Genomic DNA, 15,315 nt, shown 5'->3' with positions numbered 1-15,315 from the left:
TTAAGGCGAAACGCAGATGGGAAGAGCTTACCAAAACAAAAAAGATTCAATGGCTAAAACTGCGGGTGCTAAAACTAAAGTTTATTCTAAGTACGGTAAAGAAATATACATTTGCGCTAAAAATGGTGGCGTAGATCCAGATGGTAACCTTGCGCTGCGCCGTTTAATCGAGCGCGCTAAAAAAGACCAGGTACCCGCACACGTTATTGAGCGCGCAATAGACAAAGCCAAAGGCGGTGGCGGTGAAGATTACGCAGCCACACGCTATGAGGGTTACGGCCCTGGTAACTGTATGATTATTGTTGACTGTTTAACCGACAACAATAAGCGTACGTTTGCTGATGTGCGTATTTGTTTTACCAAAGCAAACGCTAAAATAGGCGCACAAAATTCGGTATCACATTTATTTGATCACCTCGCTATTTTTGTTTTTGACGGCGATGACGATGAAGCTGTACTAGAAGCCCTTATGATGGCCGATGTTGATGTAACAGATGTAGAAGTAGAAAACGGTAAGGTGACGGTTTTTGCACCACATACAGAATACAACAACACCCGTACAGCGCTTGAAGAAATGGGTATTACAGATTTTGACGTAGATTTAATTTCGTTTGTACCACAAGTTGAAGCCCCTATTGAAGGTGAAGACGTAGAAGTAATGGAGCGCTTTTTAGCCATGCTTGAAGATTGTGACGACGTGCAAAACGTTTACCATAACGCGCAATTTTAAACTTTACTAAACGTATTTACTTTAAGCCAACAGCGATGTTGGCTTTTTTATTTTAAAAGGCTTGTGAAAATTTATGAATACCCTTGCAGAGCTTAAGTCTGGTAGGTTGAATGGTGTTACTCGCTTACAACTCGTAGAAGGCTTAACACAGTTTCCTTTAGAAATTTTAACCCTTGCAGATACCTTAGAAGTACTCGATTTATCAAACAATAATCTCACTACACTGCCAGATGAGTTTGCGTGCTTAACAAAGCTTAAGCGGGTGTTTTTATCGTTTAACCAATTTAAACTTATACCTAAAGTACTCGCTAAGTGCCCTGCTTTAATTATGGTTGCATTTAAAGGCAATCAAATAACAGAGTTTGCACTAAACAGCTTACCTAAAAATATTGAATGGTTAATACTTACCGATAACAAATTAAGCGCATTGCCAAGTGACTTTGGTAATTACACACAGCTTAAAAAGCTCGCCCTTGCAGGAAATAACCTAAAACAACTACCCGCGAGTATGGCCTCTTGTACTAATTTAGAGCTAGTTAGGCTCTCTGCTAATAACCTAACAAAACTTGATAATTGGCTATTAGAACTCCCCAAACTTGCTTGGCTTGCCTTTGCGGGTAATGCATTTAATAAAGCTCAGTGCTTAACTAACAGTCGTTTGCAAAACAACCCACTTGAAAATTTTGAGCTTAAAAAAGTAATTGGCCAAGGTGCATCGGGCGTTATTCATTTAGCTAAAACAGCACAGCACGATGTGGCGGTAAAATTATTTAAAGGGGCAATAACAAGCGATGGCTACCCACTTGATGAAGTAAACTGCTGTTTACAAGCAGGCTATCATAAAAACTTAATTAACGTATTAAGCTACATAGAGCAAAGCACACAGCTTGGTTTAGTGATGGAGCTAATAGATACACGCTTTACTAATTTAGGTTTGCCGCCAAGTTTAGAAACCTGTACGCGCGATACCTTTAATACACACTGTCACTATTCGCCTGAGGCAATTTATAAAGTTGCCCAGCAAATGATAAGCACCCTTGCCCACTTACATGCTAACAACGTAAGTCATGGCGATATTTACGCACACAACACCATGATAAATGAACAATATGACGTTTTATTTGGTGATTTTGGTGCAGCAACAAATTTAGCCATGCTTAGCGAATATCAGCAACAGCAAATACAGTTAATAGAAGTCCGCGCTTTTGGTTGTTTAATTGAGGACTTGCTAAGCACTGTTAGCGCTGCAGATAAGCAAAACGAACTGTTTGGTAAAATGTCTGATATAGCAGCGCGTGCTATAAATACGGATATTGCATCGCGGCCTAGTTTTAAAGAGCTAAGCGCTTTATTAAACGAGCGGGTATAAATCAATCAAAATAAAAAAGCCTGCATAATGCAGGCTTGGTTGGATAAAGCTAAACTTTTACAGGGTCAATTATAAGTACTGACCTAATGCTTTAACTTGGTCTAACATGCGGTTTGAGAAACCCCACTCGTTGTCGTACCAAGCCATTACTTTAACTAGTTTGCCATCAGCTTTAGTTTGCGTTGCATCAAAAATTGATGACGCAGGGTTGTGATTAAAATCAATAGAAACAAGCGGAAGCTCGTTGTACTCTAAAATTTCTTTCATTGAACCTGTTGCTGCGGCTTTCATTACTTCGTTGATTTCTTCAGCAGTTGTTTCGCGCTTAGTGATAAACGTAAAATCAACTAAAGAAACATTGATAGTAGGTACACGTACCGACATACCGTCTAATTTACCCGCAAGCTCAGGAAGTACTAAGCCAACAGCTGCAGCAGCACCTGTTTTAGTTGGGATCATAGACTGTGTTGCACTACGTGCACGGTATAGATCTGGGTGATAAACGTCAGATAAGTTTTGATCGTTTGTGTAAGCATGAATTGTAGTCATGCTACCTTGCTCAATACCTACTGTGTCGTTAATTGCTTTTGCAATTGGCGCTAAACAGTTAGTAGTACATGATGCGTTAGAGATAATGTTGCTATCAGCGTTAATTACATCGCTGTTAACGCCGTGTACTACCGTTGCATCTAAACCTTTACCAGGAGCAGACACAATTACTTTTTTAGCACCTGCTGTAATGTGCTTAGCTGCGTCTTCACGCTTAGTGAAAAAACCAGTACATTCTAAAACGATATCTACGTTTAACTCTTTCCACGGTAAGTTTGTAGGGTCACGCTCTTGAGTCAAAGTAATTACGTCATCACCAATCAGCATAGTGTTATCTGATAACGTTACTTTTTGAGAAAATTGACCGTGAACTGAGTCAAATTGTGTTAAATGCGCATTTACGTTAGCCGGTGCTAAATCGTTAATTGCTACAATTTTAATTTCACTGTTTTGTGCTGACTCGTAAAGTGCACGTAATACGTTGCGACCGATACGGCCATAGCCATTAATTGCTACATTAATCATTTTTAGACTCCTATTTAACTTCACTTGCTTGTCGAGCAAGCGCTTCAATGGCTTGCCAGTCTTTGTTTTCAATTAGTTGCTTATCTAGCATCCACGTACCACCAACACAAATAACGTTATTAAGCGCTAAGTAATTAGGGGCTGTTGCTAGGCTAATACCACCGGTTGGGCAAAAAGTAATGTGCGGCAATGGCCCGCCAATCGACTTAAGCATTGCCGTTCCACCTGCAGCCTCTGCAGGGAAGAATTTTAAGTACTTAAAGCCATGGCTTGCTAACTGCATTACTTCGCTTGCAGTTGCTGCACCCGGTAAAAAAGGGATGTCTGAATCTTTAGCTAATGCTAATAATTCATCACTTACACCTGGGCTTACCATAAAATCAGCGCCTGCTTCTACTGAAGCATCAAAGCTAGCTTTATCAACCACTGTACCTGTACCAACGTAAGCTTCTGGAACTTCTGCTTTCATTAGTTTTACAGCTTCCACTGCAACAGGCGTGCGTAGCGTAATTTCAAGGGCTTTTAAGCCACCGTTGTATAACGCTCTAGCGAGTGGTGCTGCATCTTCTAGTTTTTCGATTACAACCACTGGCACCACAGGTGCCGACGCTAAGATTTTTTCAATACTCATTACTTGTTCCTCATTACCCAGTGTGTGGCAATTATTATTCAAGTCCAAAAGCACTCGCACCTAAATCGGCGCTGCTTACAATATTTCTAAATCCAGTAAATAACTCTCGGCCGGTACCAAAGGTTAAGCTTGGTTGGCTAAGTTGTAGTTCACGCTTAGCAAGCTCTTCGTCGCTAACATGTACTTTTAATATTCCGTTTGGCGCATCCAGTGTTACTAAATCGCCCTCAAGAATTTTTGCAATAATGCCACCTTCAACAGCTTCTGGCGCTAAGTGAATAGCAGCAGGTACTTTACCTGATGCGCCCGACATACGGCCATCAGTCACAATAGCTACTTTAAAGCCTTCGTCTTGAAGTGTTGCCATTACAGGCGTTAATTTATGCAGCTCTGGCATACCTTTCGCTTTAGGGCCTTGCTCTTTAAGCACGGCAATAAAGTCTTGGTTTAACTCGCCACGGCTGTATGCCTCTTGCAGTTCGCCTTGTGAGCTAAATACTTTAGCTGGGGCTGTTACTAATTGGTGCTCAGTGGCTACAGCAGACACTTTAATGACTGCTTTACCTAGGTTACCCGTAAGTAGTTGTAGGCCGCCTTGCTTGCTAAATGGATTGCTAATTGGACGCAGTACTTCTTCATCGAGTGAGTTTTCTGGGCAATCTACCCATTTAACTTTTGAAGGTCCTGTTGAGTTGCTCATAATTAAGCTGTCGTCTTTATCTAAACGCGGCTCCATCATGTAAGGCGCTAAGCCTTCACCAAGCATAGTTTTAACATCAGTATGCAAGTAACCTGCGCCGGCTAATTCACGCATTAAGAAACCCATACCGCCTGCGGCTTGGAAATGGTTTACATCGGCTGAGCCGTTAGGGTAAATACGCGTAAGTAGTGGTACAACTTCTGATAAGTCAGACATGTCTTTCCACGTTACTTGAATACCCGCCGCTTTTGCGATAGCAACAATATGAATAGCGTGGTTAGTTGAGCCACCTGTAGATAGCAAGCCAACTAAACCATTAATAATGGTTTTTTCGCTGATTACATCTGCTAAACACGGGCTTTCTTTATCATCTGTAAGCTGCTTAAGCATGGTTTCTACAGCATTACCTGTTAAACCATCGCGAAGCTCAGTGTAAGGGTTAATAAACGAGCTACCTGGAAGGTGTAAGCCCATTATTTCCATTAACATTTGGTTTGAGTTAGCAGTACCGTAAAACGTACAAGTACCTGCGCTGTGGTACGAGGCGCTTTCAGCTTCAAGTAAGTCTTCACGGCTTACTAATCCTTGTGCAAATTTTTGGCGAATACGTGCTTTTTCTTTGTTAGGAATACCAGATTGCATTGGCCCAGCAGGTAAAAAGAATACCGGTAAGTGACCAAAAGATAAGGCACCAATTAATAAACCTGGGACAATTTTGTCACATACGCCTAAACAAAAAACGCCGTCAAATACGTCATGCGATAGTGATACCGCAGTAGACATAGCAATTACGTCGCGAGAAAAAAGCGATAATTCCATGCCGTCACGCCCTTGCGTAACGCCATCACACATTGCTGGTACACCGCCTGCAACTTGGGCAGTTGCGTCGTACTTAGTAGCAAGGTCTTTGATTAAATCTGGGAAATCTTTGTATGGCACATGGGCCGAAAGCATATCGTTATATGAGTTGATAATAGCAAGATTTGGCTGCTCATCAGCCTTTAAGCGCGCTTTGTCGTCGCTGCTACACGCAGCCATAACGTGAGCGATGTTTCCGCAGCCTAGTCCGGCACGGACTCTTGTTTGTTTTTTTGCGTGCGAAATACGATCTAAATAATCTTGACGGGTTTGTTTACTGCGTTCAATAACGCGTTGGGTGACTTCTTCAATGCGAGGGTGCAACATAATTTAGCTCATCTCTATTAGTTAGAGGAAAAAGGCTCAGTAGCAATTACAGACTCCACGTAAATAACTGCACTGAGCATCTTTGATTTACCCGTTCAAAGGTACGCTACCAGGGAGCCTCTCACAACAACCCTGACACCGGTGTCACTGTATTAACGCATAGCATTGACACCGGTGTCAACCCTGAGTAACAAAAATAGTGTAAAATTTTAACGTGACCAATTAATGACCATGCTAATTTTAGTTTATTTGCAAAAATCCGCACAAAAAAACCCGAATAAGCGTCACTCAAATTCGGGTTACTGTGAAAAGAAAAAAAAGAGGTTATTTTATTGCTGCTGTAGACTCGCGGGTAATTAAGCGTGATTCTAGCGTTACCTGATACGGCGGCTCTTGTGGCTGCGAAATATGCGATATAAGCTGCGTAACAGCTTGTTTAGTCATTTCTTCTACAGGTTGTGCAATAGTCGTTAAGCCCGGCCATATATGGCGAGCAATTGGTGCGTTATCAAACCCTGCAATAGAAATATCATCGGGTACGCGTAATTGGCGCTGTGTGGCAAGTTTTAATACCGCCGCCGCCATGTAATCGTTTGATGCAAATACCGCGGTAGGACGTGGCGATAAATCTAAAATGCTGCGCGCACTGTCTACACCTGAGTGATAACTAAAGTTACCCTCTTCTACTAGGCGCTCGTCAAATTCTATACCGTGGTTTGCCAACGCTCGTCTGTAACCTTTAAAGCGCTGTTGCGTAGCACTGTGATCAGGGTGGCCTTTAATAAAAGCAATCGACTTATGACCAAGCGAAATTAAGTGCTCGGTTATTTCATAAGCGCCCTGCTCGTCGTTGCTGCGCACTGAAATCGAATCATCTTCTAGCAGTGCCGATGCAACCCGTGCATAGGGTATTTTTTTAGCTTTTAAAAAATTAGCGAGTTTTTCAAAATCACCAAATGGCGGGGTCAGTACTACGCCATCTAAACGCGAGGTTTGTAATAACTGCTCTATATCGTTAATTAAATCATCTCCACGTAATTCGCACGGGTGTATTAGTAAGTTGTAGTTATTTTCTTTACAGGCAGCAAGCGCACCCGTTTGTACGCGTGTTATATAACTTTTACTGGGGTTGTCGTATAAGCAGCCAATAATAAAGCTGCGATTTTGCGCAAGCCCGCGTGCTATTGGGTTAGGCGTGTAATCAAGCTCTTTAAATACTTTAAGTACTTTTTCGCGCGTAGCTGCACTCACGTTAGGCTCATTATTTAAAACCCGCGACACGGTTTTTTTAGAAACCCCCGCATGGCTTGCTACGCTATTTATGGTTACTTTTTTCATTTGTTCATTATCCAAATACAACCATTAAGCAAATTTACTTGCTGTTATATAAACACGCACCCGCCCCAATTAGCGGTATGTTATCTTGTGTTACTAAAGTAACTGGAATTTGCCCTGCATATTGCGACATAACACCTTTTTGCGAAAAACGCTCTACAAAGCGGCTTTCAAGTAATCGGGTTTGCATGCGCGGTAAAATACCGCCACCTATAAATAGGCCACCTAATGCGCCGTATACTACCGCTAAATCGCCTGCCACACTGCCAATCCAGTCACAAAACTGATTAAGCGTTGCATCGCACACTTCACACTCGCCACTGTTCGCAAGGCTACTAATTTGTGCTGCATCTAAATTTTTAGCTGTAACCCCTTTCACGGCTGCCATTGCTTTGTATAAATGAGCAATACCTGGGCCTGAAAAAACAGTTTCTATAGATACATGAGGGTGTTCTTTACGAAGCTCGTTAATTAATAAAGCGTCTAGCTCGTTTACAGGAGCAAGCGACATATGCCCGCCCTCAGAGCTTAATACTGCAGTTGACTGCGCTGTACGCACTAAACACGCAGCACCAAAGCCAGTACCTGGGCCCATAACACCAATGTTTGCATTTGCATCGGCTTGACCAGGCTTAATAGTAATGTTTTGAGTTGCATCTAAATAAGGCGCTGCATAAGCAAAAGCAGCAAAGTCATTAATTACTTCTAATTGTGTTAAATTAAAATGTGCTTTAAATTCACTAACACTAAAATGCCAACCTAAATTAGTTAAATGCACTTGGCCTGCTTTTATAGGGCCTGCAACAGCTAAACATGCCTGAGTTGGCGTAACATGAGGAATCGTTGTTAGGTATTGTTCAAGTGCACTTTCTAAAGAGCCAAAATTAGCACTGGGAAATATGTTAATATGCTCAATAACAAATTGGTTAGTTTGCTCATTAAAGTCGGTAATTAATGCAAAGCGCGCATTGGTGCCACCAATATCGGCAACTAAGATAGGGTTAAACTGGGCAGAAGAATTTTGGCTCATGGTATTATCTCTTTTGTGTAAGCGGCTTATGCTTATTATTTTACAACGGCTATGCGTTGTTATTTATACACTTTGAGCTATCACCTCAAAGTAGCTATCACAGTAAAAAAGGCTGCTATATAAAATAGCAGCTAATACGTTTTGACAACAAAATGATAAAACATTGGCATTATGACACCGGTGTCAGGATTAGATCAATAATAAATCGCAAAAAGCTTGAAATAATTCACTAATAGTCGAAAATGGCACAATTATTTAGCATTTAATTAAGTTGTAACAATGAAAGGTAAAGCCACCTCATTTGACATTGCCCATTATGCAGGGGTTTCACAATCAACTGTATCTCGCGCTTTACGTAACAGCCCCCTTGTTAATGAAGAAACACGCAAACGCGTCCACGACATAGCAAAACAACTTAACTATAAAGTTGATAAAAATGCCAGCAACTTGCGTACTCAGCAAAGTAGTACCCTTGCGCTATTGTTGTTTGAAGACCCAACATCAGATGAATCACAAATCAATCCATTCTTTTTATCAATGCTGGGCAGTATTACCCGTGCGTGTGCAAAAGAAGGTTACGACTTATTAGTGTCGTTTCAATCAGCTAGTGCCGATTGGCAAGCCGACTACGAAGACAGCCACAGAGCCGATGGTATTATTTTGCTCGGCTATGGTGATTACATAGACTTTCAACCAAAATTTAAAACCTTGCTTGACCAAAACACTAAGTTTGTATGCTGGGGCGCCACAGTAGATAACCGCCCAGATCTTACTGTATGCTGCGACAACTACGGCGGGGGCAAACTAGCCGCTGGCCATTTAATTGCCCATAACCGCACCGATTGCGCGTTTATCGGTGATGCATCTGATCACAGCCCAGAATTTTTTGCCCGCTTTCAGGGGTTTAAAGATGAGCTACTTACTAATGGTATAACCATTAATGAGCGAAAAATGGCCAATGCTATTTCAACTGAAGAGTCTGGTTATCATGCTACACGCTCACTTATTGCTAATAACATAAAATTTAACGCCTTATTTGCCGCTAGTGATTTAATTGCCATTGGTGCAATTCGCGCTTTAAAAGAAGCCAATATTAATGTTCCTAACGAAGTGGCCGTGGTCGGTTTTGATAACATAGCCATTGCAAGCTACATAAACCCACCGCTTACAACCATAGCGCAAGACACCACCGTCGCAGGGCAAATGTTAGTAGAGAACCTGCTTAAATTAATACGTGAAGAAGAGGTGCAAAGCACCCTTTTACCGCCGGTATTAATTGCCAGAGAGTCTAGTTAAGAATTTATCACTCAACTTCATTGTGCTTATTAAACATTAAAACCCCACTTAGATACAAAAAAGCCACGGCTGTTAACCGTGGCTTTAATTTTACATTTTGAACTAGCCTTATTTTAAAGCTTTCTCAACAACGGGATAATGATCCCAAACTTGTTTGTCGCTCAGTGAACGGACTAATTTAATATACTCGGCATGAGTCCATGCCAATGGTGTTGCTGAATTAGTCCCCTCGCCTAGCTCATAACCTGCTTTGTTAATCCCTACACCATCCCATACCTGCTCTGGTAACATAAGGCCGTTATTAGCAAATTGCTCTAAGCCTTTTACATAGCTGTTTTTAATTTGCGCTTGTTTAGCATCATCCAGAGCGCTGTTTGCATTAGCTGCTGCGATTTCGTAATGTCCGCGCTCACCGGTGAAAAATGGCCATACACGCCCACGTTGGCCTGGTGTATTACTGCCACCCTCAGCATAGTTTGTGCCTTTAACTTCATCTTCACCGTAACCATCATTACCATAGCGGCGGTAGCCTGCAAAAGTGCCGCTGCCATCATCAAAGCTAAAGCTGTATTTAACTTGTAGGTTATCTTCAAGTGTTTCATCGTCATACTCAGGTAGTGTTTTAACGATGCTTTCATCATTTGCACCGCGTACGCCATAGCGTACTAGCTCTAAAAAGCCGCCATCTAAAATTTGCTTTTTATTAAACCCTTCGCGGCCATTATTAGCGTTAATTTTAGTGTTTGAGTTTGCATCGGTATCTTGGCCTATACGAATAAAGTATTCGCCATCGCTATTTTCGCCTTTTAAGTTACCTTCGGTAGTAAACATTTGCGATTCAATATCGTTGCTGTATTTTTTAGCCGTAGCAAGATAGCGCTGCGCGTTTTTATCATCGCCACTAAGCGTTGCGATATCACTTGCGGTAATAAGGCCTGCCACTATTGCCGCAGTTGTAGATGGCGAATAACCGCTTTGCTCTTCCCAGCGCTCTTGTTGTGTTGCCGGTGGTGTAATTTGTGTGTCGTTCCACAAAATTTTAGCAAGTCCCCCCTCGACTAAAAAATCTGCCGCTGGTTTTAACATTTTGCCGTACCAGTTTTTTAGCTCTTCATCGCTAAGTACGTTGGCTTTATGTAACTTCCATGCCAGCATGATAGGCATAGCAGTTTGATCAAGCTGTACGCCTACCCATTCTAATTCACCATCGACGTGTGTTTTTTGTAAAAACCAGCCGGTATCGCCTTTATTACCTGGTGTTTTGCTGCTTACTTGCACTTTTTCAAGGTATTCGAACGCTGTTTTTGCTGTGGCAGTATCGCCAAGCGCCATAAATGCCATAGCTACTTGATAAAAATCGCGCACCCATACCGCTTTATAACCCGTAGAACCTTCTTTGGCTGAAACCGTTTCGCCCCATGGGTTAGATAAAGAAGCAATTAATGCCCCTGCGTGTGTTTTATCTTCTTGTGCTTTTAATACCATGGCGCTGGTGTATAAAAGCTTACCGTTATCGGCTGTTTGTTCAACCATGGTATTAAGTGGTTTTAGGCTTTGTAGGTAATCTTCCCAGCCTAGCGCTTCTCCTTTGCCGTTGTAGTGATCGAGCACCGCTTGGTACCCTTTAGCTAAGCTTTTTTCGCCTTGCTTTATACTTTGCTGCTGCGTTTTGCCAAAGCTAAGGGCTAAATCAAAAGTAGTATTTGCAGTTATCTCGCCAAGCTCTGCAAGCATGCTTACATTACCAGCAGTTTCGCCGGTATTTGTGTATTGGGTAGTTATAGATTGCGTAGTTTTAAGCGCGTTAATACCGTCACTTTTTTCTGTAAACCCTACCGTTTTTGCTTTAAATGGTGATGCTGATTGAAGTGATAGATAGTTATCGCTTTCCCATGCTACTAGGCCTTGCTCTGTTGTTTTAGCAAAGTCACCTAAGCCGTTATTATTAATATACGGATTAACAGACACATACGCTTTTAGCCCTTCAAGCTCAGTATTAAATACGCTGCGTACAAACAGGGTTTGCCCATCTGGGTCAGTAAATATGTGTTTTTCTAGGCTAAAGCGGCCTTGTTTATCAGTGCTTGTTACTTTATAAGCCAGCGATAACGGGCGACCTTGTGCATCTTTATGTAAGTAATCAATGGTGACATTTAAATCATCCGCTTCACTAACGGTAAAATCTTTACCTGTTACTATAAATTGCATGTCTTTTATTTGTGCTTGGTGAATCAGCCCAAACATGGTTTCGGTGATCATCCCTTTAGCAATTGAAAACCATACTTTAGACACATCCCCCGTTGCAGCTGCATCAGTGTATTGCCCGTTTTGGTATTGCTCGTATGATGTACCAATACCTGTTTTACCCGCATAAGCCCAAAAAGGCTCTGCGCCTGGGGCGCCTGGTGCTGATGTAACCTGTACTGTGGTACTTTCGTTAGTTGTGCTTGTGTTTTGAGCGCCGCAAGCCGTTAAACCTAACGTTAAAAGAGAGGCGGTTATAAGGTTATATTTTTTCATTGTGTGTCCTTAATGAGAATTTTTAACGCGCATTACTGCAACAGCAGCAACAACAAACGAAGCTGCACCAATTAATAATGCGTAAATAGGCTGATTAGAAAATACGTGGCGTAAAATAAGCCCTAAAATACTGGCAGCAAGTAACTGAGGTATAACTATAAAAAAGTTAAAAATCCCCATATAAACGCCCATTTTGTTACTCGGTAGTGCGTTACTTAACATGGCATACGGGAGTGATAAAATAGACGCCCACGCAAACCCTACGCCTATCATAGGTATAAGTAGCATTTTAGGGTCTTGAATAAACATAAAGCTTGCAAGACCTAACGCGCCCAGCAATAAATTAAAGCAATGCGCGCCTTTTAATCCCATTTTTTTAACTAAAAACGGAATACACATAGCGGCAATTGCGGCAAATCCATTGTAGGCGGCAAATAAAATACCCACCCAATCTGCACCATCGTTAAATGCTTTAGAAGTTGCATCGCTACTACCATAATGAAAACTTGTTACTGCAGCGGTGGTATAAATCCACATAGCAAATAAAGTAAACCAGCTAAAAAACTGCACCCAGGCAAGCTGCTTCATGGCCTCTGGCATAGTAAATACATCTTGTACTACTTGGTAAAAACCACCTTGGGTTTTATTCGCACTTTTAAGCGCCGCTGCAATCCACTGCACAATACCAAACGCTAATAAACCACCAGCAAGTAGGTATAATTCTTTTTCAAGGGATAAGCCCATGACTAATGCAAGAGTTGCTAAACCCAGTACCACAAAAATAATGGCACCTTTATTAAAGTTAATATCAACCACTTTGCTTGTTGTAGGTTGAGCACATTGCTTTTCAAAAGCCGCTAATTGCTCAGGGCTGTATTCTTTAGTACGTGCAACGGTCCAAAGCACGGCAACAAGTAACACCACCCCGCCCCAATAAAATGAGTATTTAACAGATTCAGGAATTTGCCCTGGGGCTGCGGTATTACTTACATCAAACCAGTTGGTCATCATCCATGGTAGCGCCGAGGCTAACACCGCCCCAATACCAATAAAAAAGCTTTGTAAACCGTAACCTGTCGCGCGTTGTTTTTCTGGCAAGTTATCACCAACAAGTGCTCTAAACGGTTCCATGGTTACGTTGATTGACGCATCCATGATCCATAACATACCCGCGGCAATCCAAAGCGTTGGTGAATGCGGCATAATAAATAGTGAAAGCGTTGTTAACACTGCGCCTATAAAAAAGAACGGACGACGGCGGCCAAAGCGACCCCAGGTTTTATCGCTCCAATAACCTATAATAGGCTGAACAATTAAGCCTGTAAGTGGGGCTGCAACCCATAAAATGGGAATATCATCAACTTGTGCGCCTAATGTTTGAAATATTCGGCTCACATTGCCGTTTTGCAGGGCAAAACCAAATTGTATGCCTAAAAAGCCAAAGCACATGTTCCATATTTGCCAAAAACTTAAATTTGGCTTATCGGTATTATTATTTTGATTATTCATTATTAGCCTTATTTGTTAATACTGCGCTGCTAAATGCATCAAGTGTGAGGTTAAATGTAGCGCCTTGCGGGTGAGCTTTAAGCTCGGTGGTGTGATTTTCAAGTAAATCATTTAATAGCGTATTCTCACTCATTGCACCTAATTGTGCCTTTGATAAATTAACCGTAACTGTTTGTGGCTGCTCGCTAAAGTTACTTAACACATATACACTTTGCTGGCCTAAAGAGCGGGTAAAACCAACAACACGTTCACTTCCTACAAGGTTAAGTGCCGACATTTCTCCGCCTACTACAGCAGGTAAACTATTCAGTGACATAACCGCTTTGTAGTATTCACGAAGTGCTACTTGCTCTGCAGTTAAGTTAGCGCCATCAAATTTCCCGTTATTCATCCATGCTTGGTGTGCTGGGACGCCAATGTAGTCAAAAATACTGGTACGTGTCGGCGCTCCAAACCCCGCGTTTTCAGAGCCATCTTCACCCACATCTTGAGCAAAATATAAAAGTGTTGGCGAGCGGCTAATTAAATTAGAAACAACTAAAGCAGGTTTACCCCACTGGGAATTACCCGCAAAGTCTGGGCTTGCGATTCGTTGCTCGTCGTGATTTTCTAAAAAATGCAGCATGTGTTGCTCTATATCGAGCACACTTTGATGCGCATCAAAAATACTATTGGCAGGTTGTTTAAGTTGCATTATCGCTTTTAAGGTATCGTAAAAGCCGACTTTATCGTAAAGGTAATCCATTTTACCTTGCTGAATATAGGCACGGTACATTAACGGGTTATATACTTCGGCCAATAAAAACGCATCGCTTTTTTGCATTTTTATTGACGAATTTAAAAAGCTCCAAAATTCAACCGGGACCATTTCGGCCATGTCGTATCTAAAGCCATCAACGCCTTTGTCTAACCAAAAAAGTGCAATGTCTCTAAATTTGTACCAGCTATCTGGTAGCTCTTTATCTTGCCAAAACGCATAATGAGCACGGTAATCTTTGTCTTTGTAATCGTTTGGCAGCTGAGCAAAATCGTAGCTACCATCTGGCTTTACGCCATAATTTACTTTTACTGTTTCGTACCAATCGTTAATATCGGGTTTTGGTGCACGGGCACCGTTACCTGTCCATTTAGCAGGTGTTTCATCAAAAAAGCCATCCGCAAGTGGGTGATCCTTTCCACCTAACACGGTATAAGTTGTAGAAGTAGGCACTTGAAAGGACTGCCCAGGCACATAATAAAAGTTGTTATTTTTATCGTACGTTTTGCTGGTGTCGTCTTGCGCGCCGAAATCCTCTACGCCTTTAGGCTTTCCAAGTGATTTATAATTTCGGGCAACATGGTTAGGCACTATATCAATAATGACTTTCATACCGTGGCTATGTGTACGCTCAATAAGCTGGCTAAACTCCCCCATGCGGTTTGTTACATTAACGGCTAAATCGGGGTTAACATCGTAGTAATCTTTAATTGCGTACGGTGAACCTGCGCGGCCTTTTACTACATCGGGGTCATCTTGTGAAATACCGTAGTCGGTATAATCGCCCACTAACGCGTGGTGTAATACACCGGTATACCAAACGTGCGTGGTACCTAGCTCTTTAATGCCTTTGAGGGCTGCATCGTTAAAGTCGGCAAATTTACCTACGCCGTTTTGCTCTTTAGTGCCCCATGGCACATTGGCTGTTTCGGTATTACCAAACAAACGGGTAAATACTTGATATACAACCGGCTTGGTAAGCTCATTTTGCGTGTGGGCAGGTGCTTGCTGTTGTTCAGGTTTGTTATTTTCTGAACACCCTGTAGCAATAAGTGCACTACACAGTACTGCGGGTACATAAACTGATTTTTTCATTGTGTGTCTTTTTTGTCAGTATTGTTATTAACTTTATACTAAAGATTACTGCAGCAACCATACAGTTGCTGCATACGTATTCAG

11 protein-coding genes are annotated in these 15,315 nt (G+C 41.8%); 3 read left to right on the top strand and 8 right to left on the bottom strand.

Annotated elements, in window-relative coordinates:
- The first annotated feature begins 16 nt into the window (after positions 1 to 16).
- Both VOI46_RS07225 and VOI46_RS07220 read left to right on the top strand, forming a co-directional pair.
- Positions 17 to 730, top strand: coding sequence for a YebC/PmpR family DNA-binding transcriptional regulator (locus VOI46_RS07225; RefSeq protein ID WP_004587809.1), 714 nt, complete (start codon positions 17 to 19; stop codon positions 728 to 730).
- 73 nt (positions 731 to 803) lie between these two features.
- Positions 804 to 2,099, top strand: coding sequence for a leucine-rich repeat-containing protein kinase family protein (locus VOI46_RS07220; protein WP_004587808.1), 1,296 nt, complete (start codon positions 804 to 806; stop codon positions 2,097 to 2,099).
- Between the two features lie 69 nt (positions 2,100 to 2,168).
- On the opposite strand, the gene gap is transcribed toward VOI46_RS07220, so the two are convergent.
- From gap to glk, 5 genes are all read right to left on the bottom strand, one after another.
- Complete coding sequence (gap, locus tag VOI46_RS07215) at positions 2,169 to 3,173, bottom strand: type I glyceraldehyde-3-phosphate dehydrogenase (RefSeq protein WP_004587807.1); 1,005 nt, start codon at positions 3,171 to 3,173, stop codon at positions 2,169 to 2,171.
- Positions 3,174 to 3,183: 10 nt separating this feature from the next.
- Positions 3,184 to 3,804: a bifunctional 4-hydroxy-2-oxoglutarate aldolase/2-dehydro-3-deoxy-phosphogluconate aldolase gene (gene eda / locus VOI46_RS07210; RefSeq protein ID WP_004587806.1), complete on the bottom strand. Its 621-nt coding sequence runs from the start codon at positions 3,802 to 3,804 to the stop codon at positions 3,184 to 3,186.
- 34 nt (positions 3,805 to 3,838) lie between these two features.
- Positions 3,839 to 5,689, bottom strand: a complete 1,851-nt coding sequence (gene edd / locus VOI46_RS07205; protein WP_004587805.1) for a phosphogluconate dehydratase — start codon at positions 5,687 to 5,689, stop codon at positions 3,839 to 3,841.
- A gap of 324 nt (positions 5,690 to 6,013) precedes the next feature.
- Entirely contained in the window at positions 6,014 to 7,027 is a 1,014-nt protein-coding gene (locus VOI46_RS07200) for a LacI family DNA-binding transcriptional regulator (protein WP_004587804.1), read from the bottom strand.
- 34 nt (positions 7,028 to 7,061) lie between these two features.
- Entirely contained in the window at positions 7,062 to 8,054 is a 993-nt protein-coding gene (gene glk, locus VOI46_RS07195) for a glucokinase (RefSeq protein ID WP_004587803.1), read from the bottom strand.
- Between the two features lie 279 nt (positions 8,055 to 8,333).
- Here glk and VOI46_RS07190 point away from each other — a divergent pair, with 279 nt between their 5' ends.
- On the top strand, positions 8,334 to 9,350 hold the full coding sequence (locus VOI46_RS07190; protein WP_004587802.1) for a LacI family DNA-binding transcriptional regulator: 1,017 nt from the start codon (positions 8,334 to 8,336) through the stop codon (positions 9,348 to 9,350).
- 108 nt (positions 9,351 to 9,458) lie between these two features.
- Here VOI46_RS07190 and VOI46_RS07185 read toward each other — a convergent pair whose 3' ends face one another.
- The 3 genes from VOI46_RS07185 to VOI46_RS07175 are packed head-to-tail and all read right to left on the bottom strand — an operon-like array spanning position 9,459 to position 15,231.
- Complete coding sequence (locus VOI46_RS07185; RefSeq protein WP_004587801.1) at positions 9,459 to 11,870, bottom strand: glycoside hydrolase family 15 protein; 2,412 nt, start codon at positions 11,868 to 11,870, stop codon at positions 9,459 to 9,461.
- Between the two features lie 9 nt (positions 11,871 to 11,879).
- On the bottom strand, positions 11,880 to 13,379 hold the full coding sequence (locus VOI46_RS07180; RefSeq protein WP_004587800.1) for an MFS transporter: 1,500 nt from the start codon (positions 13,377 to 13,379) through the stop codon (positions 11,880 to 11,882).
- Positions 13,372 to 15,231 (bottom strand): alpha-amylase family glycosyl hydrolase, encoded by a 1,860-nt coding sequence (locus VOI46_RS07175; protein ID WP_004587799.1) that lies wholly within the window; start codon positions 15,229 to 15,231, stop codon positions 13,372 to 13,374. The genes VOI46_RS07180 and VOI46_RS07175 overlap by 8 nt, the downstream gene beginning before the upstream one ends.
- Positions 15,232 to 15,315: the final 84 nt, after the last annotated feature.

It is taken from the genome of Pseudoalteromonas sp. CuT4-3, from assembly GCF_035666335.1.
GTDB classification, from domain to species: Bacteria; Pseudomonadota; Gammaproteobacteria; order Enterobacterales; family Alteromonadaceae; genus Pseudoalteromonas; species Pseudoalteromonas atlantica.
Note: the sequence above shows the minus strand (reverse complement) of the source record. Positions and strands in the feature narration are given on the sequence as shown.